General features: G+C 66.7%; 21 protein-coding genes and 1 tRNA gene. 9 read left to right on the forward strand and 13 right to left on the reverse strand.

Annotation, left to right across the window (positions count from 1 at the left end; all coding sequences use genetic code 11):
- Positions 1-22 precede the first annotated feature (22 nt).
- The 7 genes from QX135_RS09650 to QX135_RS09680 form a co-directional block, all read right to left on the reverse strand.
- Positions 23-1,438, reverse strand: a complete 1,416-nt coding sequence (locus tag QX135_RS09650) for an amidase (protein ID WP_316176549.1) — start codon at positions 1,436-1,438, stop codon at positions 23-25.
- Between the two features lie 61 nt (positions 1,439-1,499).
- Positions 1,500-2,663 carry a M20 aminoacylase family protein gene (locus QX135_RS09655; RefSeq protein ID WP_316176548.1) on the reverse strand — a complete coding sequence of 388 codons (1,164 nt, stop codon included), beginning with the start codon at positions 2,661-2,663 and terminating at the stop codon, positions 1,500-1,502.
- Positions 2,664-2,685: 22 nt separating this feature from the next.
- Positions 2,686-4,185 (reverse strand): M81 family metallopeptidase, encoded by a 1,500-nt coding sequence (locus QX135_RS09660; RefSeq protein ID WP_315798311.1) that lies wholly within the window; start codon positions 4,183-4,185, stop codon positions 2,686-2,688.
- A 267-nt stretch (positions 4,186-4,452) separates the two neighbouring features.
- Positions 4,453-6,099, reverse strand: a complete 1,647-nt coding sequence (locus QX135_RS09665) for an ABC transporter ATP-binding protein (protein ID WP_315737468.1) — start codon at positions 6,097-6,099, stop codon at positions 4,453-4,455.
- A gap of 111 nt (positions 6,100-6,210) precedes the next feature.
- A complete protein-coding gene (locus tag QX135_RS09670; protein WP_315714711.1) occupies positions 6,211-7,101 on the reverse strand; it encodes an ABC transporter permease in 891 nt (296 codons plus the stop codon).
- 12 nt (positions 7,102-7,113) lie between these two features.
- On the reverse strand, positions 7,114-8,055 hold the full coding sequence (locus tag QX135_RS09675; protein ID WP_315737469.1) for an ABC transporter permease: 942 nt from the start codon (positions 8,053-8,055) through the stop codon (positions 7,114-7,116).
- 391 nt (positions 8,056-8,446) lie between these two features.
- Entirely contained in the window at positions 8,447-9,577 is a 1,131-nt protein-coding gene (locus QX135_RS09680) for a M20/M25/M40 family metallo-hydrolase (protein WP_316176547.1), read from the reverse strand.
- A 269-nt stretch (positions 9,578-9,846) separates the two neighbouring features.
- Here QX135_RS09680 and QX135_RS09685 point away from each other — a divergent pair, with 269 nt between their 5' ends.
- Positions 9,847-11,460: an ABC transporter substrate-binding protein gene (locus QX135_RS09685; protein WP_316176546.1), complete on the forward strand. Its 1,614-nt coding sequence runs from the start codon at positions 9,847-9,849 to the stop codon at positions 11,458-11,460.
- Between the two features lie 101 nt (positions 11,461-11,561).
- Here QX135_RS09685 and QX135_RS09690 read toward each other — a convergent pair whose 3' ends face one another.
- Positions 11,562-11,705 (reverse strand): hypothetical protein, encoded by a 144-nt coding sequence (locus tag QX135_RS09690; RefSeq protein ID WP_315780679.1) that lies wholly within the window; start codon positions 11,703-11,705, stop codon positions 11,562-11,564.
- 261 nt (positions 11,706-11,966) lie between these two features.
- On the opposite strand from QX135_RS09690, the gene QX135_RS09695 reads away from it, so the two are divergent.
- The gene (locus QX135_RS09695; RefSeq protein ID WP_316176545.1) at positions 11,967-13,580 is read left to right on the forward strand and encodes an ABC transporter substrate-binding protein; all 1,614 of its coding nucleotides are present in this window, start codon (positions 11,967-11,969) and stop codon (positions 13,578-13,580) included.
- Positions 13,581-13,906: 326 nt separating this feature from the next.
- On the opposite strand, the gene QX135_RS09700 is transcribed toward QX135_RS09695, so the two are convergent.
- Entirely contained in the window at positions 13,907-15,310 is a 1,404-nt protein-coding gene (locus QX135_RS09700; protein ID WP_316176544.1) for a methyl-accepting chemotaxis protein, read from the reverse strand.
- A gap of 216 nt (positions 15,311-15,526) precedes the next feature.
- On the opposite strand from QX135_RS09700, the gene QX135_RS09705 reads away from it, so the two are divergent.
- The 4 genes from QX135_RS09705 (at position 15,527) to QX135_RS09720 (ending at position 18,014) form a co-directional block, all read left to right on the forward strand.
- Positions 15,527-15,856: a metalloregulator ArsR/SmtB family transcription factor gene (locus tag QX135_RS09705; protein ID WP_316176543.1), complete on the forward strand. Its 330-nt coding sequence runs from the start codon at positions 15,527-15,529 to the stop codon at positions 15,854-15,856.
- On the forward strand, positions 15,849-16,334 hold the full coding sequence (locus tag QX135_RS09710) for an SRPBCC family protein (RefSeq protein WP_316176542.1): 486 nt from the start codon (positions 15,849-15,851) through the stop codon (positions 16,332-16,334). Before QX135_RS09705 ends, QX135_RS09710 begins: the two co-directional genes overlap by 8 nt.
- Before the next feature lie 30 nt (positions 16,335-16,364).
- Positions 16,365-17,024, forward strand: coding sequence for a glutathione S-transferase family protein (locus QX135_RS09715; protein ID WP_316176541.1), 660 nt, complete (start codon positions 16,365-16,367; stop codon positions 17,022-17,024).
- A gap of 264 nt (positions 17,025-17,288) precedes the next feature.
- On the forward strand, positions 17,289-18,014 hold the full coding sequence (locus tag QX135_RS09720; protein WP_316176540.1) for a Crp/Fnr family transcriptional regulator: 726 nt from the start codon (positions 17,289-17,291) through the stop codon (positions 18,012-18,014).
- Positions 18,015-18,050: 36 nt separating this feature from the next.
- Here QX135_RS09720 and QX135_RS09725 read toward each other — a convergent pair.
- Positions 18,051-18,137 (reverse strand) — tRNA-Leu (locus QX135_RS09725).
- 389 nt (positions 18,138-18,526) lie between these two features.
- Between QX135_RS09725 and QX135_RS09730 the strand changes: the two genes are divergently transcribed.
- Positions 18,527-18,988 carry a hypothetical protein gene (locus tag QX135_RS09730; RefSeq protein ID WP_316176475.1) on the forward strand — a complete coding sequence of 154 codons (462 nt, stop codon included), beginning with the start codon at positions 18,527-18,529 and terminating at the stop codon, positions 18,986-18,988.
- A gap of 19 nt (positions 18,989-19,007) precedes the next feature.
- Here the strand turns inward: QX135_RS09730 and QX135_RS09735 are convergent, their stop codons facing one another.
- Together QX135_RS09735 and QX135_RS09740 are read right to left on the reverse strand one after the other, a co-directional pair.
- Complete coding sequence (locus QX135_RS09735) at positions 19,008-20,207, reverse strand: FAD-dependent monooxygenase (protein WP_315737481.1); 1,200 nt, start codon at positions 20,205-20,207, stop codon at positions 19,008-19,010.
- Positions 20,208-20,217: 10 nt separating this feature from the next.
- Positions 20,218-20,460 carry a zinc-finger domain-containing protein gene (locus tag QX135_RS09740; RefSeq protein ID WP_006611181.1) on the reverse strand — a complete coding sequence of 81 codons (243 nt, stop codon included), beginning with the start codon at positions 20,458-20,460 and terminating at the stop codon, positions 20,218-20,220.
- A 292-nt stretch (positions 20,461-20,752) separates the two neighbouring features.
- Between QX135_RS09740 and QX135_RS09745 the strand changes: the two genes are divergently transcribed.
- Both QX135_RS09745 and QX135_RS09750 read left to right on the forward strand, forming a co-directional pair.
- The gene (locus tag QX135_RS09745; protein WP_409997755.1) at positions 20,753-21,904 is read left to right on the forward strand and encodes a hypothetical protein; all 1,152 of its coding nucleotides are present in this window, start codon (positions 20,753-20,755) and stop codon (positions 21,902-21,904) included.
- Positions 21,905-21,950: 46 nt separating this feature from the next.
- Positions 21,951-22,700, forward strand: coding sequence for an alpha/beta hydrolase (locus QX135_RS09750; protein WP_316176474.1), 750 nt, complete (start codon positions 21,951-21,953; stop codon positions 22,698-22,700).
- A 120-nt stretch (positions 22,701-22,820) separates the two neighbouring features.
- Here the strand turns inward: QX135_RS09750 and QX135_RS09755 are convergent, their stop codons facing one another.
- Positions 22,821-24,017 carry a hypothetical protein gene (locus tag QX135_RS09755; RefSeq protein WP_316176473.1) on the reverse strand — a complete coding sequence of 399 codons (1,197 nt, stop codon included), beginning with the start codon at positions 24,015-24,017 and terminating at the stop codon, positions 22,821-22,823.
- Positions 24,018-24,323 lie beyond the last annotated feature (306 nt).

The raw sequence follows: 24,323 nt of genomic DNA on the forward strand, positions 1-24,323 counted from the left end.
TTTGCCCCACCCTACGAATCCGTCAGGGCGCCACCGGCCATGGCCGCTGCTCGCTGCGCAATCCTTCGAACGTCTTCGCCATCCCGAGCACGCCGACATCGTCGAAGCGGCGGCCGATGATCTGCAGGCCGATCGGGAAGCCGTCGGCGTCATAGCCGGCATTGACTGAGATCGCCGGGTTCTCCGACATGTTCCACGGCACGGTGTAGGTGATGTGCTCGAACGGCCTCTCGGGGTCGTTGAGCGGCGAGGCGAACTCGGCGGGGAATTTCACGCCGGGCGAGGTCGGAGAGATGATGTAGTCATAGTCGCAGAACAGTCTTGCTGCGGCGGCGCGCAGGGTCATTGTGACGTTGAAGCCCCTGATGACCTCGACGCCCGACAGCGCGGCGCCGCGCTCGGCCCATTGCAGGATGTAGGGCAGGGTCTTGGCACGAACGTCGGGCGCGAGCCGCGCCAGATCGTCCCACAGCCGCGCACGCCAGAAATTGTCGAGACCGTCGAGCATCTCGCGGGTCAGGAAGCCCTTCACCTCGCTGATGACGGCACCTGCGGATTCGAAGGCTTTTGCGGCCGCCAGCGTCGTCGCACGCACCGGCTCCTCGAGCGCCTGGCCGACGCCGCCGAGGTCGAGCATCACGCCGATGCGCAGCTTGCGCACCGGCTTCTCCGCGACCTTCCAGTGCAGGTCCGAGGGCGGCAGGCTGGTGCCGTCGCGCCTGTCCGGCTTCGACAGCACGCTCATCATCAGCGCAGCGTCGTCGACGATGCGCGTCATCGGCCCGGCGACGCGGCCGACATAGGGCGGATCGATCGGCACGCGGCCGAAGCTCGGCTTGAGGCCGACGAGACCGCACCACGACGCCGGCAGCCGGATCGAGCCGCCGATGTCGGTGCCGACATGCAGCGGGCCATAGCCGGCTGCGGCCGCGGCACCCGCGCCGGCGCTGGAGCCGCCGGGGTTCATCCGCAGGTCCCACGGATTGCGCGTCTGCGGATGGAAGCTCGACAGGCCCGACGACAGCATGCCGTAGTCGGGCATCGTGGTCTTGGCGAAGATGATCGCGCCGGCCTCGCGCAGCCGCGCCACCGGCGGCGCGTCGGCCGCCAGCGGCGCGCGCGTGACGCTGGCTGCGCCGAGCGGCATCGGCTGGCCCTTGGTGGCGATGTTGTCCTTCACCGTCGCCGGTACGCCGTCGAGGACGCCTGCCGGCTCGTCCTTGGCCCAGCGCTCGGTCGAGGCCTTCGCTTCCGCCCGCGCCCCGTCGACATCGAGCAGATACAGCGCCTTGATGTGCGGCTCCCACACTGCGACATGCGCCAGCACGTCGTCCATCACCTCGGACGGCGAGAACTGGCGCGCGCGATAGCCGGCGATCAGGTCGACCGCGGAGAGATCGTGCAGCGAGGTGATGTCGTCAGAGGCGGGCTTGTGCATGCTGGTGCTCCGTTGCCGAAGTTCATCTCAATTCGCGCCCGCTCATTGACGTAGATCAGCGCTAAGCTGCCGGCAGACGAGTCTCGATGATGCGGGCGAACATGCTGGCGCCGATCGGCAGGATCTTGTCGTCGAGCACATAGCCGGGATTGTGCACCGGCACCGAGCCCTCATGGCCGACCCAGAAATAGGCGCCCGGAATCGTCTGCAGCATGTCGGCGAAATCCTCGCTGCCCATCTTCGGCGTCGAGCGGGTCAGCACCTTGGACGGCTCGACCACGGTGCGCGCGACCTGCTCGACGACCTTGGACTGCTCCTCCTGGTTCACCAGCACGCTGAACGTGTCGCGGATGTCGACATCGATCTCGCAATTGAACGCCGCCGCCATGCCGGCGCAGATCGCGCGCATGCGCTCGCGCACCAGCGCGCGCACGGGGTCCGAGAACGCGCGCACGGTGCCGCACAGCCAGGCATCGCCGGGAATGACGTTGTAGGCCGAGCCGGCATGGATCTGCGTGATCGAGACAACGGCCGCCTGCAGCGGTTCGACATTGCGGCTGACGATGGTCTGGATCGCCTGCGCCACGCTGGTCGCGATCACCACCGCGTCCTTGGAGCGCTCGGGCATCGCGCCATGGGCGCCGTAACCGGAGATGCGGATGTCGAAGAAATCGGCGCCGGCCATGGCCGGACCGGGCAGGATCGCGATCTCGCCATGCTCCAGGTCGGGCGCGTTGTGCAGGCCGTAGAGCTCGTCGCAGGGAAACTTCTGGAACAGGCCGTCCTTGATCATCGCGCGTGCGCCGCCGAGGCCTTCCTCCGCCGGCTGGAAGATGAAGTGCACGGTGCCGTCGAAGTTGCGGGTCTCGGCGAGATAGCGCGCGGTGCCGAGCAGCATCGTGGTGTGGCCGTCATGGCCGCAGCCGTGGAAACGGCCGGGGATGGTCGAGCGCCAGGGCAGGTTCGTATTCTCCTCCATCGGCAGCGCATCCATGTCGGCGCGCAGGCCGATCTTCCTGCCGCTGTCGTTCTTGCCCTTGAGCACGCCGATCACCCCGGTGCCGCCGAGGCCGCGATGCACCTCGATGCCCCATTGCGCAAGCTTCTCGGCGACGATGCCGGAGGTGCGCGTCTCCTCGAAGCCGATCTCCGGATGCGCGTGCAGGTCGCGGCGGATGGCGGTGAGCTCGTCGGCGTAACCTTGGATGCGATCGATGGTGGGCATGGGTGCGTTTCCCTGGAGAGGTTTAAGCTTTGAACGCCGGACCGTTCGGCTTGAGGCGGACGCCCGGACGCAGGCTGGTCCAGGGCAAAGTGGAGGGATCGGCGGGCATCGCGCCGGGCGCGGCGCAGATCAGGAGATGTTCCGCGATCGGTTCGAAATCGGCGCGGAAATGCACTGAGCTCTTGTTGACGAGAATCGCCTGCGCGGTCGGCTCGATGCCGACGAAGCGGTACATTTCCTGGTCGGCGAGCTGGGACTTGTGCGAGGCCACGACGACGCGGACATCGCCAATGCGCAAGCACGCTGACGGTCCCATTTCCATCTTGCGGCCGCCGTAGAACGGGCCGGGTGCGACGAAGCGGCCGTCGGAGATTTTCTCGACGATGAAGCTCTCCTCGAACGGCGCATCGCCGGGAATGCCGCTCTTGCCGCCGAGCGACAGCGTCACGGTGGCCCCTTCGCCGGCCGTATGCGCGGCGATCGCCGCTTGCGGATCGTAGATCATGCCGATCGCGGCGCGGCTGGCGCGATTGCGCACCAGCGCGCGCAGCATGCCGGTCGTATCGGAATCGCCGCCCGCGCCGGGATTGTCCTGGGTGTCGGCGATCACGATCGGACGCGTCGCCGTCTGCGCCAGCGTCATGGCATGACGCACGCCGTCATCGGGCGTGTAGATGCGGCCGTCGAAATCATCCTCGTGGCCCGCGACGATCGCCGCGATCGCATCCGCCGCGGCGTCCGCGTCGGCCTGCGTCCGGCCATAGGCGAACACGCTCGGGCCGCAATGCGCGAAATCGGCGGCGGGAAAGCCGGGCGCGAACGACAGCGTCGGCACGGCCTCGCTCTGCAGCGCCGCAAGCTTCTCGTAGATGCCTTTGGTGGGCTGGTCGTTGGTGCATTGCCAGCTGATCGGGATCAGGAACGGCAATTGCCGGAAGGCCTTCGCCAGCGGCTCCTTCGCGCGCAGCAGCAGCGCGAGGTGCTCCGCGCTGGCGCGGCCGGTGTCGGCCATGTCGGTGTGCGGATATTTCCGGTAGGCGATCAGCGCATCGGCATGTGCCATCATCTCGGGCGTGACGTTGGCATGCAGATCGAGGCTCGCGACCAGCGGCACGTTCGGGCCGATGACCTTGCGCACGCGCGCCAGGATCTCGCCTTCGCCGTCGTCAAGATGCTCGGCCACCATCGCGCCGTGCAGATCGAGATAGACGCCGTCGAGCGGGCCGGCGGCCTTGATGCGCTCGACCATCACGGTCGTGATGCGCTCGAACGCGTCCCTGGTGACATGCGCCGAGGGACTCGCCGCGCAGGCGATGGTGGGCACGACGTCCCAGCCGTAGGATTCCGCGACTGCCATGAAGCCGGCCTGGCCGGCATTGATGCCGCGCATCGTCGTGAGCACGGAGGCCGCATCGGCGATCGAGGCGCGGCCGCCGCCATGCATGAACGCGTCGTAGTCCGCTTTCGTCGGTGCGAATGTATTGGTCTCGTGCAGAAAGCCGCCGATCGCGACGCGCGTCATCACTCCGCCTCAGGCTGTTGGTGGTGCGATGACGTTAGACCGCGTATCGCGGCCCACGCAAGCGATCGAGCGATGCCGTTTTGCATGCGGGCCACGATGACGGCGCGTTGGCGCGGTGGCGTCTCGTCGTGGGTCCTTGCCGGCTCAGCGACGCAGTTCAGAGTCCCCGGGCCGCCTGGATTGCTTCGCTGCGAAGCAATCCAGGATCCGTCTAGATATCCAGTCTGGATTGCTTCACCGCTTGCCGCGACGGCGGTGGTGGCGTTGCTACGCCACTGCTTCCGACACCGGCCGGAAGTTGGCGAAGTCCCAGTTCCGTCCCGGCGCCGCTTCGAGCAGCGCGCGCGTGTAGGCTTCCTTCGGATGCGTCAGGATCTCGCCGGCCGGACCCTGTTCGACGATGCGCCCCTTCTGCATCACGACGACGTCGTCGCAGATCTGCGCTGCAACGCGCAGGTCATGCGTGATGAACAGGATGGCGATGCCGAGCCGGCGCTGGATCTCGTCGAGCAGCTCCAGCACCTGCGCCTGTACCGAGACGTCGAGCGCAGACACCGCTTCATCCGCGACCAGCACGTCGGGATCGAGCGCGAGCGCGCGGGCGATGGCGATGCGCTGGCGCTGGCCGCCGGAGAACTGGTGCGGGTAGCGTGAGATCGCGTCCGCAGGCAGGCCGACCAGCTCGAGCAGCTCGCGCGCCCGCGCCATCGCTTTGTCATGCGAGGTGCCGTAGTTGACCGGTCCCTCGGCGATGCTTTCACCGACGGTCAGCCGCGGGTTGAGCGAGCGGTAGGGATCCTGGAACACGATCTGGATCCGCTTGCGATGCGGCTGCAGCAGCCGCCGGGTCAGGATCGAGATCTCATGGCCGGCCAGACGGACGCCGCCGGAGGTCGGATCGATCAGCCGGACGATGCAGCGGGCCACCGTCGACTTGCCGGAGCCGCTTTCGCCGACGATGCCGAGCGTGCGGCCCTTGCGCAGGGTGAGCGTGACGTTCTGCGCGGCGACGACTTCGCGCGCTTTGCCGAGGAACGAACGCTCGCGATAGACCTTGCCGAGCTCGTTGGTCTCCAGCACCACCGGCTCGGTGCTGTCCGGCCGCGGCGGACGCGGGATCAGGCTGGGCACGGAAGCGAGCAGGTTGCGCGTGTAGTCCATCTCGGGCGCCCGCAGGATCTTGTCGAGCGCGCCGGTCTCGACCAGGCGGCCCTGGCGCATCACCGAGACGCGGTCGGCGATCTCGGCGACGACGCCCATGTCGTGGGTGATGAACAGCACGGCGGTGCCGTGATCGCGCTGCAACTCGCGGATCAGCGAGAGGATCTGCTTCTGCGTGGTGACGTCGAGTGCGGTGGTCGGCTCGTCGGCGATCAGGAGTTTCGGCTCGAGCACCAGCGCCATCGCGATCATGATGCGCTGGCGCTGGCCACCCGACAGGCGGTGCGGGTAGGAGCCGAAAATGCGCTCGACGTCGGGCAGGTGGACCTGCTCCATCATGTCGAGGATGCGCTTGCGCCGCGTGCGCGCATCGAGGGACGTATGCGCGCGCAGGACCTCGTCGATCTGGCGGCCCACCGGCACGACTGGATTGAGCGCGGTCATCGGCTCCTGGAAGATCATCGCCATCCGGGTGGCGCGCAGCTCGCGCAGCCGGCGATCGCTCGCCGTGAGCAACTCTTCGCCGACCAGCTTGACGCTGCCGCCGACGGCATGCAGCGCGTTCTTCGGCAGCAGGCCCATCGTGGTCAGCGACGTCACCGATTTGCCGGAGCCGCTTTCGCCGACGACGCAGAGCGTCTCGCCCTTTTCGACCTTGATCGAGACGCCGTCGATGATGCGCGGGCCGTTCGGGTTCTTCGTCTTGCCGACGGTGACGACGAGATTGTCGATGTCGAGGATGGTGTCGGTCATGTGTTCATTTCTCCACCGTCATTGCGAGGAGCGATAGCGACGAAGCAATCCAGAGCTCCGGGTGCGGCCCCTGGATCGCGTCGCTTCGCTCGCGATGACGAAAAACCATTGTCACTTGCCGGCCTCGCGCTGCTTCATGCGCGGGTCGAGCGCGTCGCGCGCGGCGTCGCCGATCAGGTTGATCGAGAGGATGGCGATCGACAGCAACAGGCCGGGCCAGAAGATCAGCGATGGCTTGATCTGGAAGTAGGAGCGGCCCTCGGCCATGATGTTGCCCCAGGTCGGCGTCTCCGGGCTGATGCCGGCGCCGAGGAACGACAGGATCGCCTCGGTGAGAATCGCGGCGGCGCAGATGTAGGTGCCCTGGACGATCAGCGGCGCGATCGTGTTCGGCATCAGATGCCGCCACATGATCTTGGGCATCGACGTGCCCAATGAAATCGCAGCTTCGACATAGGGCTCCTCGCGTGCCGTCAGCACGACCGAGCGAACCAGGCGCGCGACGCGCGGGATCTCGACGATGGTGATCGCGATCATCACGGTGCCGACGCTGGCGCCCGACAGCGAGACGACGGCGATGGCGAGCAGGATGCTCGGGATCGCCATCAGGCCGTCCATCACGCGCATCAGGATGGCGTCCACCCAGCGGAAGAAGCCGGAGACGAGGCCGATCACGAGTCCGATCGCGATCGAGATGATCGCGGCGCCGACGCCGACCAGAAGCGAGATGCGACCGCCATAGATCGTGCGCGACAACAGGTCGCGGCCATAGGCGTCGGTGCCGAGGAGGTGTTGCGCGCTCGACGGCTTGAGCCGCTGCGCCGGAGCGAGCAGCACGGGATCGTGCGGCGCCAGCAGCGGTGCCAGGATCGAGATCAGCACGATGAGCGACAGGCAGACGGTCGCCACGGCGATGATCGGGGTCGAGGTGAGAAAGCCGAACCGGGGACCCAGTCGCGTGGTGACCGGGATCGACGGCTCAGGGGTGGTAACGATCGCCATCGGATGAGGGCCTCAGTAGCGGATGCGTGGATCGAGCAGGGTGTAGGCGAGGTCGATCAGGAGATTGACCGCGAGATAGATGAACGAGGTGAGAAGGATCATGCCCTGGATGACCGGATAGTCGCGCGCCAGCACGGCGTCGACGGTGAGGCGGCCGATGCCGGGCAGGTTGAACACGCTCTCGGTGACCACGACGCCGGAGATCAACAGCGCGAAGCCGGAGCCGATCACGGTGATGACGGGCACGGCCGCATTTCGCAACGCGTGGCGCAACAGCACCGCGATCTCGCTGACGCCCTTGGCGCGCGCGGTGCGCACGAAGTCCTCGCCGAGCACGTCGAGCATCGCGGCGCGCGTCATGCGCGCGATCAGCGCGACGTAGATGAAGGACAATGCGCAGGTCGGCAGGATGATGCGCTCGAAGAACGGGCCGAAGCCGGCGCTGAGACTCTTGAAGCCCTGGACAGGGACCCAGCGCAGGTTGATCGCGAACAACTGGATCAGGATGTAGCCGATGACGAATACCGGCACCGAGAAGCCGATCACCGAAAGCGCCATCACGAAACGGTCGATCCAGGTGCCGTGCTTCCAGGCCGCGATGACGCCGAGCGGGACGGCGACGAGGATCGACAGGATGATGGTCGAGATCGCGACCGAGATCGACGGCTCGATGCGCTGGCCGATCATCTGCAGCACCGGCACCTTCGAGATCAGCGATACGCCGAGATCGCCATGCAGCAGCTGATTGATCCAGGTGAAGAACTGGATGTAGAGCGGCTCGTTCAGTCCGAGCGTGGTGCGGATGCGCTCGAGCTGCTCAGGGGTCGCGTTGTCGCCGGCGAGAATCGCGGCGGGATCGCCCGGCGTCAGCCGCAGCAGGAGAAAGACGAACAGCGCCACCACGCCCATCACGGGGATGGATGCGAGGATGCGGCGAAGCAGATAACCGATCATCTCGAGAGAACCGCCTTCATGGTGCTGGGGCGACGCGCGCAACGTCGTGAGAGAGTGTGCATGTCACCGATATCCATCGCTTTCAAGGTCTCCGGTGTTCGCTGGTCTGCTCGTTCACACGGGACGACACGGTGTTCGTGATCCGCGCGAACCATCGCATATGCGAACAATGTCGCAGCACTTTTGCGGCGAACCTTGCGCGAAACTTTGCAAGCCGCATGCCATCATGCGCGCGCTGCGGAGTGATTGTCCACTCGCCCCGCGCAGGTCCCGGAAAATGAAACCGTGCTGCTGCGCAGCGTAGCCCGGGCGAGCGGAGCGACCGCGCGGACGAGCGGGACCCGCATCTCGCTTGCGCTCATGCGGGCGACGCGCCGTCGTGTGTCGCGATCTAGTCGAGCGTCGCGAGCAGCCCCGCCATCAGGCGGCCACGCTCGGCAAGGCTGTCGATCTCGATGTGCTCGTTCAGGGTGTGCATGTCGGTGCCGCGCACCCCGAGGCCATCGAGGGTCGGAATGCCGAGCGCGCCGGTGAAGTTGCCGTCCGAGCCGCCGCCTGCCGAGCCGTGCGGCAACGCCATGCCGAGCTGCTCGGCGATGCCGCGCGCCTTCTCGTACAGCGCCATGGTTCCGGAATCCGGCTCCCACACCGGCCGCGTCACGCCGCGCGTCACCTTGAAGGTCACGTCGTCGGTGGTGCCGGACAGGGACAGCATGCGCTCCACGCCGCGATCGAGGTCGGCCTGCCGTTTCGCCATGCTGAGCGCTTCGCCGGTGGCGGTGGTGGCGACGCAGTTGACCCACTGGCCGCCATGAACGATGCCGACGGAGAAGGTGCAGTCCTCCGTTGTCATGCCGTCGATGGCGAGGATCTGTCGCGCCATTTCCCGGATGGCGGAACGACCCGCGCCGAGCCGCGCGCCGGCATGGCTCGGGCGCCCGATCGCCTCGAGATTGAAGCGGGCGATGGCGTAGCGGCCGGTCACCACGCCGTTGTCCTGACGGCCCGGCTCGGGCACCAGCACGTATTTGTTGCGCTGCGCCTCGGCTTCGATGATGTCGCGGGTCGAAGGCGTGCCGACCTCCTCGTCCGGCGTGAACAGGATGGTGATCGGCAGCGGCGTCGCAATGAAGGCCTTGATCAGCTGGCGGATCGCTTCCAGCGTGAGATAGTTGCCGCCCTTCATGTCGCAGATGCCGGGCCCATAGCATTTGTTGCCCTCGCGGCGCCAAGGCAGCTTGGCCAGCGTGCCGACGGGGTGAACGGTATCCATGTGGCCGGCGATCAGGATGCCCGGCTCACCCTGCCGCGGGTGCGGGAATCGGGCGCGCACGCAGCCGGCGAAGCCCTGGCGCCCGGCGATGCGCTCGATCGTCGCACCCAGGATCGCCATGTCGCGCGCGGCAAGATCCAGCATGCGCTCCACCGCGGCGGCGTCCCAGGTCGGACTTTCGCACTCGACCCAGCCGCGCAAGCCCTGCAGCATGATTTCGGTATCAAAGGGAAGATGGGCTGGATTCATTGGTGCTCTCTCAAGGCATTGTCGCGATCTCATGACACGAGACGCAGGCGGGTGCGCTTTGTAAAGCGAAAGCTATGCAGACGTTAACGGCATTGTCAGCCACGGGTCGCATGCGCTGAATGCGGATTGACGCGAAAGGCGACCTCTGCAACTGTCGAAAGCTTGCGACTTACAGCATGTTAGTTCGCACAAGGATTGATCTGCACGCCCAACGAATGATCTGGATCTGATCAGTTTCAGGTCAAACCATCCACTCAGGAGACCTCGTAATGTTCCACAGCCCGCGCTGGAAACGTCTGACGCTCGCGACGAGCCTCGCCGTTTCCATGCTTTCGCTCTCGACGGCGCTGAGCACCCAGGCCATCGCAGCCGGCAAGAAGACGATCACGGCGGTGATGCATTCGGATCTGCGCGTCATCGATCCCGGATTCACGACGGCCTACATCACCCGTGACCATGGCTACATGGTTTACGACACGCTGCTGGCGACCGATTCGAATTTCAAGGTCCAGCCGCAGATGGCGGACTGGAAGGTCTCCGACGACAAGCTGACCTACACCTTCACCCTGCGCGACGGCCTGAAATGGCATGACGGCACGCCGGTGACCGCCGAGGACTGCGTCGCTTCGCTGAAGCGCTGGGGCCGCAACGACGGCATGGGCCAGAAGCTGATGGACTTCACGGCGAGCCTGGAGGCGCCCGATGCCAAGACCATCGTGCTCAAGTTGAAGGAGCCCTATGGACTCGTCCTGGAGTCGATCGCCAAGCCGTCCTCGCTGGTGCCGTTCATGATGCCGAAGCGTCTCGCCGAGACGCCGCAGGGCCAGCAGATTTCCGAGCAGATCGGCTCGGGCCCGTTCAAATTCGTCAAGGCGGAATTCCAGCCGGGCGTGAAGGCGGTGTACGAGAAGAACACCGACTACGTGCCGCGCAAGGAGCCGGCGAGCTGGACGTCCGGCGGCAAGGTGGTGAAGGTCGACCGCGTCGAGTGGGTCACGATGCCGGACGCGCAGACCGCGGTGAACGCGCTGCAATCGGGCGACATCGACTTCATGGAGAACCTTCCCTACGACATGCTGCCGGTGCTGGAGTCGAACTCCGAGCTCAAGATCGACGTGCTGAACAAGTTCGGCTACCAGACGCTCGGCCGCATGAACTTCCTCAACCCGCCGTTCGACAACGTGAAGGTGCGCCGCGCGGCCTTCCTCGCGCTGAACCAGAAGGACGTGCTCGACGCGCTCGTCGGCAACGACAAGTATCAGAAGATCTGCGGCGCCGTGTTCGTGTGCGGCACGCCGCTCGAGACCGATGTCGGCGCCGAGACGCTGATCAAGGGCAACGGCATGGCGGAAGCCAAGAAGGCACTCGCCGAGTCCGGCTATGACGGCACGCCGATCGCGATCATGGCGCCGGGCGACGTCACCACCTTGAAGGCGCAGCCCGTGGTGGCGGCGCAGCTGTTGCGCGAGGCCGGCTTCAAGGTCGACCTGCAGGCCACCGACTGGCAGACGGTGGTGACACGGCGCGCCAGCCAGAAGCCCGTGAAGGAGGGCGGCTGGAACATGTTCTTCACCAACTGGGTCGGCGCCGACGTCGCCAATCCCGTGGCGAACGTGTCGATCGGCGGCCGCGGCACCAAGGGCGGCTGGTTCGGCTGGGCCGAGGATGCCGACATCGAGAAGCTGCGCGACGCCTATGCGCGGTCCGCCTCGCCGGAGGAGCAGAAGAAGATCGCCACCGAGATCCAGAAGCAGAACTACGAGAAGGTGATCTACATCCCGCTCGGCCAGTATTTGCTCCCGAGCGGCTGGCGGAAGTCGCTGACCGGAGTGCTCGACGGCCCGGCCACGCCGGTGTTCTGGAACGTCGACAAGAGCGAGTAGGCCGCGCGCCGAACTCGTGACGCAACGAGAGACGCGGTGAAGCGGAGACTTCGCCGCGTCTCTCTTTTGTTCTTGCGCTCGCCTTGTGCATGAGCCGCGCTTCAGCAGTGCGGATCGCGGACCGCTTCCAGACCGTCGACCATCAAGGGCGGGCTGATCTGATCCTGGGGTGGCGTCTTGCCGGTGCGGATAGGTGCGGTCGGACGTCGGCCATTATCCCGCGGTTCGGTGACTTCATTCGGCATCGTCAAGCTCCTTGCTGGTGCGCATAACGGACCAGGTGCAGCCGAGTTCCAGAGGGCGGGACGCCATCGTCGCAGCCGCGCCATGTGCATCCGTGCGATGCGGTGACCCATGCGCCCATGGCGATTGACCTGCGATGGAACTGCTGCAAGTCTCCTTGCCGAGACTCTTTGCTCCGCGTTTGCAGACGCGACGCAAGACGCCTCATCAGGCCTTGATCGGTATCAGGGCCCTCGGATGGAAGCCACGCCAAGAGAGATCGCATGTCACATACTTCGCGCCGGACCTCATCCGCGCTCGTTTCATGGTTCGTCGCCTCGGTCATGGCCGTGTCGATGGCGGGCGTGACGACCCAGGCCCTCGCCGCCGGCAAGAAGACGATCACGGCGGTGATGCATTCGGATCTGCGCGTCATCGATCCCGTGTTCACGCCGGCCTACATCACGCGCGACCACGGCTACATGGTGTACGACACCTTGCTCGGGACCGACGCCAAGTTTCAGGTCCAGCCGCAGATGGCGGAGTGGAAGGTCTCGGACGACAAGCTGACCTACACCTTCACCTTGCGCGACGGCCTGAAGTGGCACGACGGCGCGCCGGTCACCGCCGAGGATTGCGTCGCTTCGCTGAAGCGCTGGAGCCGCAACGACAGCATGGGCCAGAAGCTGATGGAGGCCACGGCCTCGCTGGAGGCCACCGATGCCAAGACCATCACCTTGAAGCTGAAGGAGCCTTACGGCCTGGTGCTGGAGTCGATCGGCAAGCCGTCCTCCTACGTGCCGTTCATGATGCCGAAGCGTCTCGCCGAGACGCCCGCGAACCAGCAGATTTCGGAGCAGATCGGCTCCGGACCGTTCAAGTTCGTCAAGGCGGAATTCCAGCCGGGCGTGAAGGCGGTCTATGAGAAGAACACCGACTACGTGCCGCGCAAGGAGCCGCCGAGCTGGACGGCCGGCGGCAAGGTGGTGAAGGTCGACCGCGTCGAGTGGGTCTCGATGCCCGATGCGCAGACGGCGGTCAACGCGCTGCAGGCGGGCGACATCGACTTCATGGAATTCCCGCCGCTCGACCTCGAGCCGGTGCTATCAGCCAATCCCGATCTTTCGATGAACGTGCTGAACAAGTTCGGCTACCAGACCCTGGGACGCATGAACTTCCTGTTTCCGCCGTTCGACAATGTGAAGATCCGCCGTGCGGCGTTCCTGGCGCTGAACCAGAAGGATGTGCTCGACGCGCTCGTCGGCAACGCCAAGTACTACACGATCTGCGGCGCCGTGTTCGGCTGCGGCACGCCACTCGAATCCGACATCGGCTCGGAGACGCTGGTGAAGGGCAACGGCATGGAGCAGGCCAAGAAGCTGCTGGCCGAGGCCGGCTATGACGGTACGCCCGTCGTGATCCTCGCGCCGGGCGACGCGATCACCCTGAAGGCGCAGCCGGTGGTCGCCGCGCAGCTGTTGCGCGAGGCCGGCTTCAAGGTCGATCTGCAGACGACGGACTGGCAGACCGTGGTGACGCGGCGTGCCAGCCAGAAGCCGCCCAAGGAGGGCGGCTGGAACATGTTCTTCACCAACTCGGTGATCGCCGACTCCGGCAATCCGATCGGCAGCACCTTCGTCGGCGCACGCGGCCAGAAGAGCCCGTTCGGCTGGCCCGATGATCCGAAGATGGAGGAGCTGCGCGACGCCTTCGCCAAGGCCACCAAGCCCGAGGACCAGAAGCGGATCGCCGCCGAGATTCAGCAGGAGATCTACGAGCAGGTGATCTACGTGCCGCTCGGGCAATGGTTCATGCCCAGCGCCTGGCGCAAATCGATCACCGGCGTGCTGGAAGGACAGGCGGTGCCGGTGTTCTGGAACGTCGACAAGAGCGAGTGACGTGATGTCGGCCGCGGCCCGTAGCCGTAGCCCGGATGAGCGATAGCGACATCCGGGTTCAAACGCACTGTGGAGGAGACCCGGATGTCGCCGCGCTCATCCGGGCTACGCGACTGCCGACGGGGCCGGCTCTCTCGCCATCATTCCGGGGCATCGCGCAGCGATGAGCCCGGAATCCCTATCCACGCGCCGTCATGTGGCGAAGATAAGCGCCACTGCCATCTCGCACCACACTCTGTCCTGGGGCTATGGATTCCGGGCCCGTGCTGCGCACGCCCCGGATGACGCGCGGATGGAGTGACGTGACGTCGGCAGCAGCCTCGTAGCTATGAGGCCCTGATCTCGTCCAGCGCCGCCAACACCTCGCTGGAAGCGACCTCGACCTTGCCGATCTCGTTGAGTGCTTCATCGATGCGCCCTGAGCTGAACAGGCGCGCGGCTTCCTTGCCGTGGCGATGCACCGCCTCGTGAGGGCGTTCGAGGTTACGAAATGCCGGATCGCCGGCCAGACGCTGGCCGCCTTCGCCATAGTACCATTTGCCGAGCCGGCACGTGTGATGATCGGAGAGCTCGTCGGCGCGAAGTTGCAGCCGGCCGACCGACATGTCGACCAGCCGCTTCTTCCAGATCACGTGGTCGGCCTTGGCCAGTCTCACCACCTGGTTGTCGAGCGAGAGCTTGGCGATCTCGCCCAGCATCTTGCCGACCTTCGCGTCCGTCTTGCCCATGGTGTCCGCGAGCGACATCACCTCGTTGGCATTGGCGGTCGCGAGATCGGCGATGATGGTGATGCCCTGCGCGACCTCGTCGGTCGCGGCGGACTGCTCGGCGAGAATGCCGGAGATCTCGTCCATCTTGGTGCTGACCACCGCGGTCCGGGTGCCGGCCTGATCGATCGCCTGCGCCAGATCGTTCATCTCGGACATGCCGACCTCGACCGCCTTGGCGCCGCCGGCCATGGCCTCGACGATGCCGCTCATCTCGGCCTGCAGCCGCTCGATGCGACCCTTGATGTCCTCCGTCGCCTTGGTGGTCTGCTGCGACAGGTTCTTGACCTCGGCTGCGACCACCGCGAAGCCCCTGCCGAATTCGCCGGCGCGCGCCGCCTCGATGGTGGCATTGAGCGCCAGCAGGTTGGTCTGGTTGGCGATCGCGTCGATGGTGCCGACGATGGATCCGATCTCGGCGGAGGCGGCGCTGAGATCGGCGATCTTCGCCGAGGTGTCGCGCACGGAGCTGGCGATGCCGTTCATCGTCTGCAGCGTCCGCCGCACCGCGGTCACGCTGGTCTCGACGGCCTGGCGCGTCGCGGCGGCCTCGGCAGCGGCTTCGGTCGACGTCGACCGGATGGTGTGCACGGAGGCCTGCATCTCGACCGATGCGGCAGCGAGACTCTGACAGCGTTCGGACTGATTGTTGGAGGCGCCGATCAGGCGCGCCGCGCTGATCGAGGCTTCGTTGCTGTTGATGCAGAGGTCGACGACCGAATCGAGATCCTGGGACGCGCGGGCCGCGAGCGCGGTGCCGAGACGATGGATGGCCTCGATCAGTTGCGGCTTGAGCTTGGCGCGCAGCGCGGCAGCATCGACGCCTCCGATATCGCGATTGAGCTTGCCGTCCGCCCAGTCACCAAGGCACTGCGCCAGCGCGTCCTGGAAGGCGTCGTGTGCGGAGGTGTCGGACGCAAGCGGGGCGTCCGATGGTTCGTTCTTTCGGCGGAATCCCAGCATCGTGCCTCTCATTGATGGCGAGCCCGGCTGGCCTGAGCGAGGTCGCACGCAGTGACCGGCCCGGACGCCGGTAGCCGTTGGTTCCACCCTCGTCGGTTGTGGTTAATGGCGGGTTTCTTCCTGCAACCGGTGGTGGCGAGATCTGCTGGATCAGGCTCTCGCGTACCCCGACCTGCCGCCCTTGACCATTATGTAAGTCGCAGCTTACAGTAAGCTATGGCTTACGGAACGACGCTGAACGTGTTGGCGGACCCGACGCGGCGGGAAGTGCTCGAGCGGCTGCGCGGCGGGCCGCGCCCGGTCCATGCGATTGCGGCCGGGATGCCGGTGTCGCGGCCGGCGGTCTCGCAGCATCTGAAGGTGCTGAAGGATGCGGGGCTGGTCGAGGAACGCAGCGAAGGCGTGCGCCGCATCTACGCGTTGCGCCGTGAGGGGCTGGCCGAGCTCCGCGACTGGCTCGACAGCTTCTGGGACGACGCGCTGCTCGCCTTCAAGATCGAGGCGGAGCGCACGCATCGGCAGACGAAAGGGAGGATCGATGAGTGAGGGTGCCGTGATCGCGCCGGTTCGGAAGCTCGTCCATGTCCCGGCGCCGATCGACCATGCGTTCGACGTTTTCACGCGCGGCCTGACGCGCTGGTGGCCGCATACGCATGGGGTCGGCCGCAAGCCGATCGAGAAGGTGCTGCTGGAGCCGAAGCTCGGCGGTCGCTGGCTCGAGATCGCTGAGGACGGCACGGCGACCACGGTCGCGACCATCACGCTATGGGAGCCGCCGCATCGCTTCGTCATGCTGTGGCAGATCGATGCGCAGTGGAAGCCGAACGCGGCGATGCGCTCGGAGGTCGATGTGCAATTCGTCGTCGAAGGCGCGGACGTGACCCGCGTCGAGCTGTTGCACCACAAGTTCGAAACCATGGGCAGCGAGGCCGGCGCATCGATGCGGCGGGACGTCGAAGGCGGCTGGCCGGGGCTGCTGCAGCGTTTCGTGGCCGAGGCCGAGCGGTCGCCGACGTCATCGTGAGCAAATCATCATAAGAGCGGGGAGACCGTGATGTCCGAGTTCGTGGTCCATTCCGTGCCGGGAAGCCCGTTCGGGCGCAGCGTGCTGATCGCGCTGGAGGAGAAGGGCGCGCCGTATCGGCTCGCCGCGCTGGCGCCGGGGGACTCCAAGGGAGAGGCGCATCTGGCGCGTCATCCCTTCGGGCGCGTGCCGGTGCTCGAGCATGACGGCTTCGTGTTGTACGAGACCCAGGCGATCCTGCGCTATCTCGACCGCATGCTGCCCGAGCCGGCCCTGACGCCCGCGGACGTCAGGCAGGCCGCGCGTATGGACCAGGTGATGAACATCAGCGACTGGTACCTGTTCCAGGGCGTGTGCAACGTCATCATCTTCCAGCGCATCGTCGGCCCGCAATTCTTCGGCACGACCACCGACGAAGCCGCGATCGCACGCGCGATGCCGCAGGCGAGAGCCGTCATCGCGGAGTTGTCGCGGCTGCTCGGCGAGCAGCCGTTCATGGTCGGCGACCATCTGTCACTGGCGGATCTGCAGGCCGCGCCGCAGGCGAGCTTCCTGTCGTTGACGCCGGACTGGACGGAGCTGACCGCCGGCCATCCCAATCTCGTCGCCTGGATCGACCGGCTGGAGGGGCGGCCGAGCTTCAAATCCACCACCATGGCGGAGCTGATGGCACGAGCGCAGGCGGCGTAGGCGCTAGCCGCGTCGATCATTGCTTGGGTGTGAGATCCGCGTCCAAACGACTGATCGCGCCGTGAAGGCCGCTGGGGCGGACGAATGCACGACTTTCAACCACGTCATTAATCCAAGTTATATCGCTACGGACCGGTTCCATCTTAGCTGTCAGGCATGCCGGAGGCTTCGGCATCCGCTGACTCGGAGCGGCCGCCGCTGCGTGCCGACGGCCGCGCGACGAAGCTGGCCCTGCGGACAGATTGGACACAAGCACCCCCCTTGATGCTGCGATCAGACCCCGATCTAGCCGCCCGCTGCGTCTCCTGCACTCACCTCAATTCCGGATTCTGTGCCGCGCTGTTCAATGCTTGCGGGGAGCAGTCGGCGCTGCCACGGCTCCACCAGCAGTTCTTCACCGTCCGGGCGGGCCAGCAGATCAAATGCCAGAGCGAGGCGCGCGACGATGTGCTCGTGCTCTGCACCGGCTGGGCATTCCGTTACATCCAGTTGTCGGATGGCGGCCGCCAGATCCTGCGCTTCCTGCTGCCGGGCGACATCTTCTCGCCGGCGGCGATCTTCGCCAAAGGCATGAGCTTCTCGGCCAAGGCATTGACCCAGGTCCAGGTCAGCCGGCTCGATGGCGAGGAGGTCCGCAAGCAGTGTCGTGCCGACGAGCTGGTCATGATGGAGGTGTTCCGCTCTCTCGGCGACAACGGCCGGGCCTCCTACGAGCTCATCACCGTTCTCGGCCAGCGTCCGGCCGAGCGTCGGATCGCGCATCTGCTGCTCAGCCTGATGCGGCGCGTCGCGGCGAACGGCGTGATGCAGAATCACCGCTATCCGTTTCCCTTGAAGCAGCAGCACATCGCCGACGCCGTCGGCCTGACATCGGTCCATGTCAGCCGCGTGCTGGCGCTGTTTCGCGATCGCAAGATCCTGACGATCTCGGAGGGCAGGCTGGAGGTCACCGATCTCGCTGAGCTCGAGCGGCTGGCGGCGTTGAACTGAGCCGGGCAGGGCGGTCAAGGAAGGCGCGCATAGCGCTGGTGCGGACGGTGGGACTCGAACCCACACGACGTTGCCATCGAGGGATTTTAAGTCCCTTGCGTCTACCGATTCCGCCACGTCCGCGCTTTGATTTCAGAGACCTGGCGCACCATCCGGCGAGGCCGGACGAGGTTGCACTTTGGCTCTGAAGCTCATCCTCTGCTTAAGCCAGCGAGAGCGCCTTGGTAAAGCCTCAATCCGGCCGTCACCAGCTGCTTTGAGAATGCCTTCGCGTTGAAGCGCTTTGCCAAGTCTGGGATCACGTGGTGCAAGACATGGACGAAGCGGCCGTTGTAAGGCACGGACCCATCACGAGAAAACGATTCGGATCCGCATGCCTTGCGGACCGGTCGCTGGGCGAGGTGAGCGTGACGAATCCGAAGACCATCGCAGAGGCGAACACTGCCGCCGTTCGCGGCCGATCGGCCCACAATCGCGTCGACGTCTCGAGGCCGCCGCATGATCGAGGCTGCATGACCACCGATCGCCTTCGTTCCCGTCGTCTCGCGCTGGCCGCGGGACTGCTGGCCTTGTCATCGCTGCTGTCGGGCTGCGCCGGCATGAGCGACAGCGTGTCGACGGCCTTCGCGGATCCCGCCAAATACGATCTCTACGACTGCAAGCAGCTCGAAGCCGAGCGCAAGGCCCTCGCGGCGCGAGCCGCCGAGCTGCAGGGCCTGATGGCCAAGGCGGAGACCGGAGCCGGCGGCGCCATCGTCGCCGAGGTCGCGTATCGCAACGATTACGTCGCCATCAGGGGCCAGTCGCAATTCGCCGAAGAGGCCTGGCGCCGCAACAAATGCGTGGAAACGCCGCCGGCGCCGGTGGCCGCGAAGGGTGGCAAGCCGGTCAAGCCGGCGCGCAATGCGCGGCCGATGGCCTCGAGCAATTCCGGCGCACCATCGATCTTGCCGCGCGACGGCTCGGTCTACTGACCGCAGCCGCAGCGGCAACCTATAGCCGCCAGTCGTAGATCCAGCTCTGCCGCGCCGACAGGCGCTGCGGGCCGAGCGCCTTGATGCTGAGGTCGCGGGCCAGCGCTAGCGGCCCGGTCATGTGATAGAGGCGGCCCTGATTGCGCGCGGTGCGCTGCACCTGGCCGACGCGCGGACGGCGCAGCTTGGCGTAGCGTTTGAGCGCAGCCGGGATCGCGCCGGGACCGTCCGGGCGTGCCTCGCTCAGGCTCTTGGCGAGCACCACCGCATCCTCGATCGCCATTCCCGCGCCTTGCGCCGCAAAGGGCAGCATGGCATGCGCGGCATCGCCCAGCAGCGCGACGCTGCCGTCGGTCCATTCGATGCCTTCGGGGACGCCGAAAAGCGCCCATTTGCGCCAGCCGTCGACCGCGTTGAGCAGCAGGCGCGCCGTCGCAGGCCAGCGCGGTGGGGCGAACGCCGCCTTCAGCTCGCTCGGATCACCCTCCGTGCTCCAGCCCGGCCGGTTCCAGGTCCCCGGCACCACCGCGACCACGTTGACCTGCCGGCCGGCAGAAATCGGATAGGCGACGAGATGGGCCTCGGGACCCATCCACAGCTGCACCCGTGCTGCGGTCAATTCGCGTGGCAATTGCCGGGCGTCGAGCGTGCCGCGCCAGGCGATCAGGCCGGAAAACGCGGCGCGGACCTGCGGAAACAGATGGTGCCGGACCGCCGACCACACGCCGTCGGCGCCGATCAGCGCCAGCGCCACGTCCTGGCGGCGCTCATTGCCGCGGCGATGCACGACGGTCAGGCCCTTGGCGTGGGCGGCGACGTCCTCGAACTGGCAGCCGAGCCGCAGCTCGACGTCCGGATGCGCCATCACCTCCGCGGCCAGCGCCGCCTGCAGGTCGGCGCGGTGGATGACCCAATAAGGCGCGCCAGCCGCCTGGCTCGCGGCCTCGCCGAGCGGCAGGCGGGCGATCTCGCCGCCGGCCCGCGCGCTCATGATGCTGACGGCGTCGGGCACCACGGCGCGCGCGGTCAGCCGCGGCCCCAGGCCGAGATCGAGCAGGATGCGGCTGGCATTGGGCGACAGCTGCAGGCCGGCGCCGACTTCCTCGAGCCGTTCGGCCTTCTCCAGCACGACGACGCGGAAGCCCTTGGTGGCGAGCGCGAGCGCAGCCGTCAGGCCGCCAATCCCGGCTCCCGCCACATAGACGGTACGCGATGCCACGACACGCCGATCAGGCAACGTCCTTCAATACGCATTCCGGCGGCCGCGCTTCGCCCGCGGCGAGGTCCGGCGCATAGCGGTACAGCGTCGAGCAGTACGGGCAGATGATTTCCTTGTCGTTGCCGAGATCGAGGAACACGTGCGGATGATCGAACGGCGGATTGGCGCCCACGCACATGAACTCATGCGAGCCGATCTCGATGACGGGGACACCGGCATCATTGTGGAAATGCGGGACGATGTTATCGGCCATCGGTATCACCTCGCGTGGCAACGGGAGCGTATGCGGTCAGCACGACGGAGCAGGACGGGACTGAGGTCGCAGGGCCGCACGCGTCGAAAACGGCGCGACCATACTGAGCCTTAAGGCCAATTCCTAGTTTTGGGAACCCGCGTTTGGTGCAACGCACGCCGTTATGTTGTGGCCTGTGGATTCGACACAAACTCAGGCCCGCCGAGAAGCCCTTCTTTCGTCGGGGCCGTTGTGTCAGGCACGGGACATCCTATGTCTTTCGGCATCGTCCCCGCGAAAACGTGAAGGCGGCGTGATCTCGAAGCGAATCAAGCTGGGAATCAGTCTGGCGCTGGCCGGGCTTGCCGTCAGCGCCGCGGTCGGCGCTGCAATATGGCCGCACGCCTATGGGGCAGGAGCCATCATCGTGGCACAGGATGACCCGGCGAGGCTGTCGGAGCTTCAGATTGCGTCCGTTCTGCAGAACGATCCGGCGCGGATTGCTCGCAACATCGAGGATGCGCTCGCGGCTGGCGATCCCGATCTGGCCGAGAGTTTCGTCGCGCTCGCACAGGATCATCGCGTTGCGCTCGACGAGGCGCTGATCCAGCGGGTGAGCGATGCCGTGGCCGCCGAGAAGGCGCCGGGGAGTGTCGCCAAGCGCTTCGCCAGCGGGCTCGTCACCGGCCAGGCCGATGACGTCGCGAGCCTGTCCGGCACCGTGGCCGGCGACCTCTTCGTGTTCGGCGACATCCGCGACGCGGTGCGCGAGGGCAAGCATCTGGTGATGGGCGAGGAGACCGACCGGCTGGTGCTGGGTCTCGCGACTGCGGGCCTTGCCGTCACGGCCGCGACCTATGCCTCGGTCGGAACTGCCGCGCCGGTGCGGGCCGGGCTGACGCTAGTCAAGGATGCGCGGAAAGTCGGCCGGCTCGGCGAGGGGCTCGCCGCCTGGGCCGGGCGCTCGGCGCGCGAGGTTGTCGATGCGCCGCTGTTGCAGCAGGCGGTGGCCTCGGGCTCGGTGCTGCGGCCGGGCCAGACCGCGACCGCGATCCGGGCTGCGTTCCGCGCCGAGAAGGCCGGCGCTCTGGTGCGGCTCGCCAAGGATGTCGGCCGCATCACCGAAAAGGCCGGCACGCGTGGCGCGCTCGATTCGCTCAAGCTTGCCGAAGGGCCGAAGGACATTGCCCGTGCGGCCCGCCTGGCCGAGGCCAAGGGCGGGCAGACCCGCGCGATCCTGAAGCTGCTCGGCCGCGGCGCGCTGCTGCTGACCGCGGGCGCGTTCAATCTCGCGCTGTGGCTGTTCGGCGCGTTGATGACGCTGCTCAGCTTCGTTGCCTCGCTCAAGGCGATGGCCGAGCGGGCCACCCAGGCCTGGCTCGACCGGAGCAAGCGGCGCCGCCTGCGCCAGATGCAGGCCGCTGCGGTCCGTCCCGAACTGGTCGCGGCCGCGCCCTGCGGCTAGACTGCGGCTCAAGATCAATACTTGCACATTCCGGGATCCGCGACCGATGCCGAGCTTTCACAACGGCGCTGTTGAAATCGCCTTCATCGATGAGGGGGAGGGCGATCCGATCGTGCTCGTCCACGGCTTCGCCTCGACCAAGACCGTCAACTGGATCTATCCGGGCTGGACCTCCGAGTTGCGCAAGGACGGCCGCCGCGTGATCGCGCTCGACAATCGCGGCCATGGCGATTCGGCCAAGCTGTACGACCCCGCGCTGTATTCGATCGCGGAGATGGCGAGCGACGTCACGGCGCTGATGGATCATCTCGGCCTCGCCAGCGCCGACGTCATGGGCTATTCGCTCGGCGGCCGCATCGCCGCGCATATTGCCTTGAGCACTCCACAACGCCTGCGCTCGGCGATCTTCGGCGGCATCGGCATGGCGATGATCGAAGGCGGCGGCCCCGGCGAGAACGTTGCCGCAGCGCTCGAGGCGCCGTCGATCGACGACGTGACCGATCCCGTCGGCCGCACCTTCCGCGCCTTCGCCGACCAGACCCGCTCGGACCGTCTGGCGCTGGCCGCCTGCATGCGCGGCTCGCGCGGCCTGATCTCGCGGGAGGAGGCGGGCCGCATCGCGGTGCCGGTGCTGGTCGCGGTCGGCACGACGGACGAAGTGTCGGGCTCGGGGCCTGCGCTCGGTGCGCTCATCCCGGACGCAGAGGTGCTCGACATTCCCAACCGCGATCACATGCGCGCGGTCGGCGACAAGGTCTACAAGGCCGGCGTGGTGGATTTCCTGGCGCGGCGCTGAACGCGTAGCCCGGGCGAGCGGAGCGACCCCGGGTTCTCCGGAGCAGCGCGTGTGAACCCGCATGTCGCTTTCGCCGAAGCCTCGCGGCTTCGGCTGTCGCTCACGCGGGCTGCGGGGCCGTCACGTGGCGGATACGTCGGTGCGCTCACCGCCGAACCAGCGCGCGGCTGCGATCAGCGCGGTGAAGGTGGCGATCCACACCAGCCGCGCGCCATAGCGGTCGTGCGGGCCGGAGATCACGCCGCAGATCACGGCGTTGCCGAGCAGCGCGAGCGTCACGGTGCTGGCGAGCAGGGCGACGTCGTCGCGCCGCCGCCGCCAGATCGCGTGAGCGGCAATCGCTGCTGCCGCGAGCATCGAGCCCAGCGCGACCGGCACGTGCAGCCAGTTCACGACGGCGAAATTGATCTCCCAATGCTGCTGGTGAGCCGCACGCATCTCCCGGACCTGCGAGGGGATGTAGCGCTCGATGATGCCATAGGTGTGCGGCACCCAGCCGCTGGTGCCTTCACCGGTCGCCACATGCATCAACTGCTCGGCCGTGGCGACCGCGGCGGCCTTGGCCTGCCACAGCGGGTAGGCCGCGAGCGACTGCTTCACGATGTAGCCCATCTCGTCGTTCATGCCCTCGAAGCGGCCGAGCTTGTTGAACATGCTGTTGCCCCACAGGAAGTCGTCGGCGGTGGGCGGCAGCTCGTTGCGATAGGGGCAGAGCTTCAGCTTCTCGCGGGCGCAATGATCCTTCAGATATTGCACCACGATACCGTCCTGGAGCATGCGGCCGAAGGCGACGCCGGTGCCGCCCGGCGTCCACGCCAGCTGGCCGGACAGGGCAAAGTTGGCCGCGAGCAGCATCGCCGCCCCCGCGACGATGGTCATGCTGGCCTGGACCAGGCCCGAGAGCGCGATCTGCCGGCGCAGCCGGGGATAGGCGATCCAGCCGACGCAGCACAGGCCGAACAGGACGCCGAGCGTGGCGCTGTGGGTGGCGGAGGCGAAGGCCACGAAGCCGAACAGCGCGCATTTCTCCAGCAGGGAGGTCCGGCGCGCCTGCGTGACCATGATGTACAACGCCAGCACCGACAGCCCGGCGAAGATGTCGGTCAGCAGCATGCTGGCGAGCCAGGGCAGGGCGGTGGTCAGGACCAACAGCAGGCCGATCCAGAGCAGGCGCAGCGGCTGGGCCAGTCCCAGCACGCGCAAGGTGAGCTGCAGGATCCAGAGCGTTGCCAGCGCCTGCAGACCGAGATTGAGCCAGAAGCTCGAGCCCTCGCCCCAATGCAGATAGAGCCCGAACACGGTCGAGCGGCTCGGCACCAGATAGCCTTCGTACCAGCGCGCGAGGTAGCCCCCGGTGTCCCACTGCAGCAGCGGGTAGCCGTTCCACAGCGCCGGCGCGACCAGGAAGAGCGGGATGACGATGACGGGGAGCCAGGCCGATCCGGCCTCGGTCGTGCGTTCGTCCAGGATCTGAGTGTTACTGATACCCGTGTCCCCCCGATCAGGAGCACCATGGCCGAAATATGGTCAGGGCGATATTCACTAGTAGACGCAGAGCGATGGATGGTAAAGCCGATCCCGGGATTGAACGGGGGAATGGTCGGCCTTCTGTGCCCAGGTGGT

It is taken from the genome of Bradyrhizobium sp. SZCCHNR1098 (assembly GCF_032489375.1).
GTDB lineage: Bacteria > Pseudomonadota > Alphaproteobacteria > Rhizobiales > Xanthobacteraceae > Bradyrhizobium.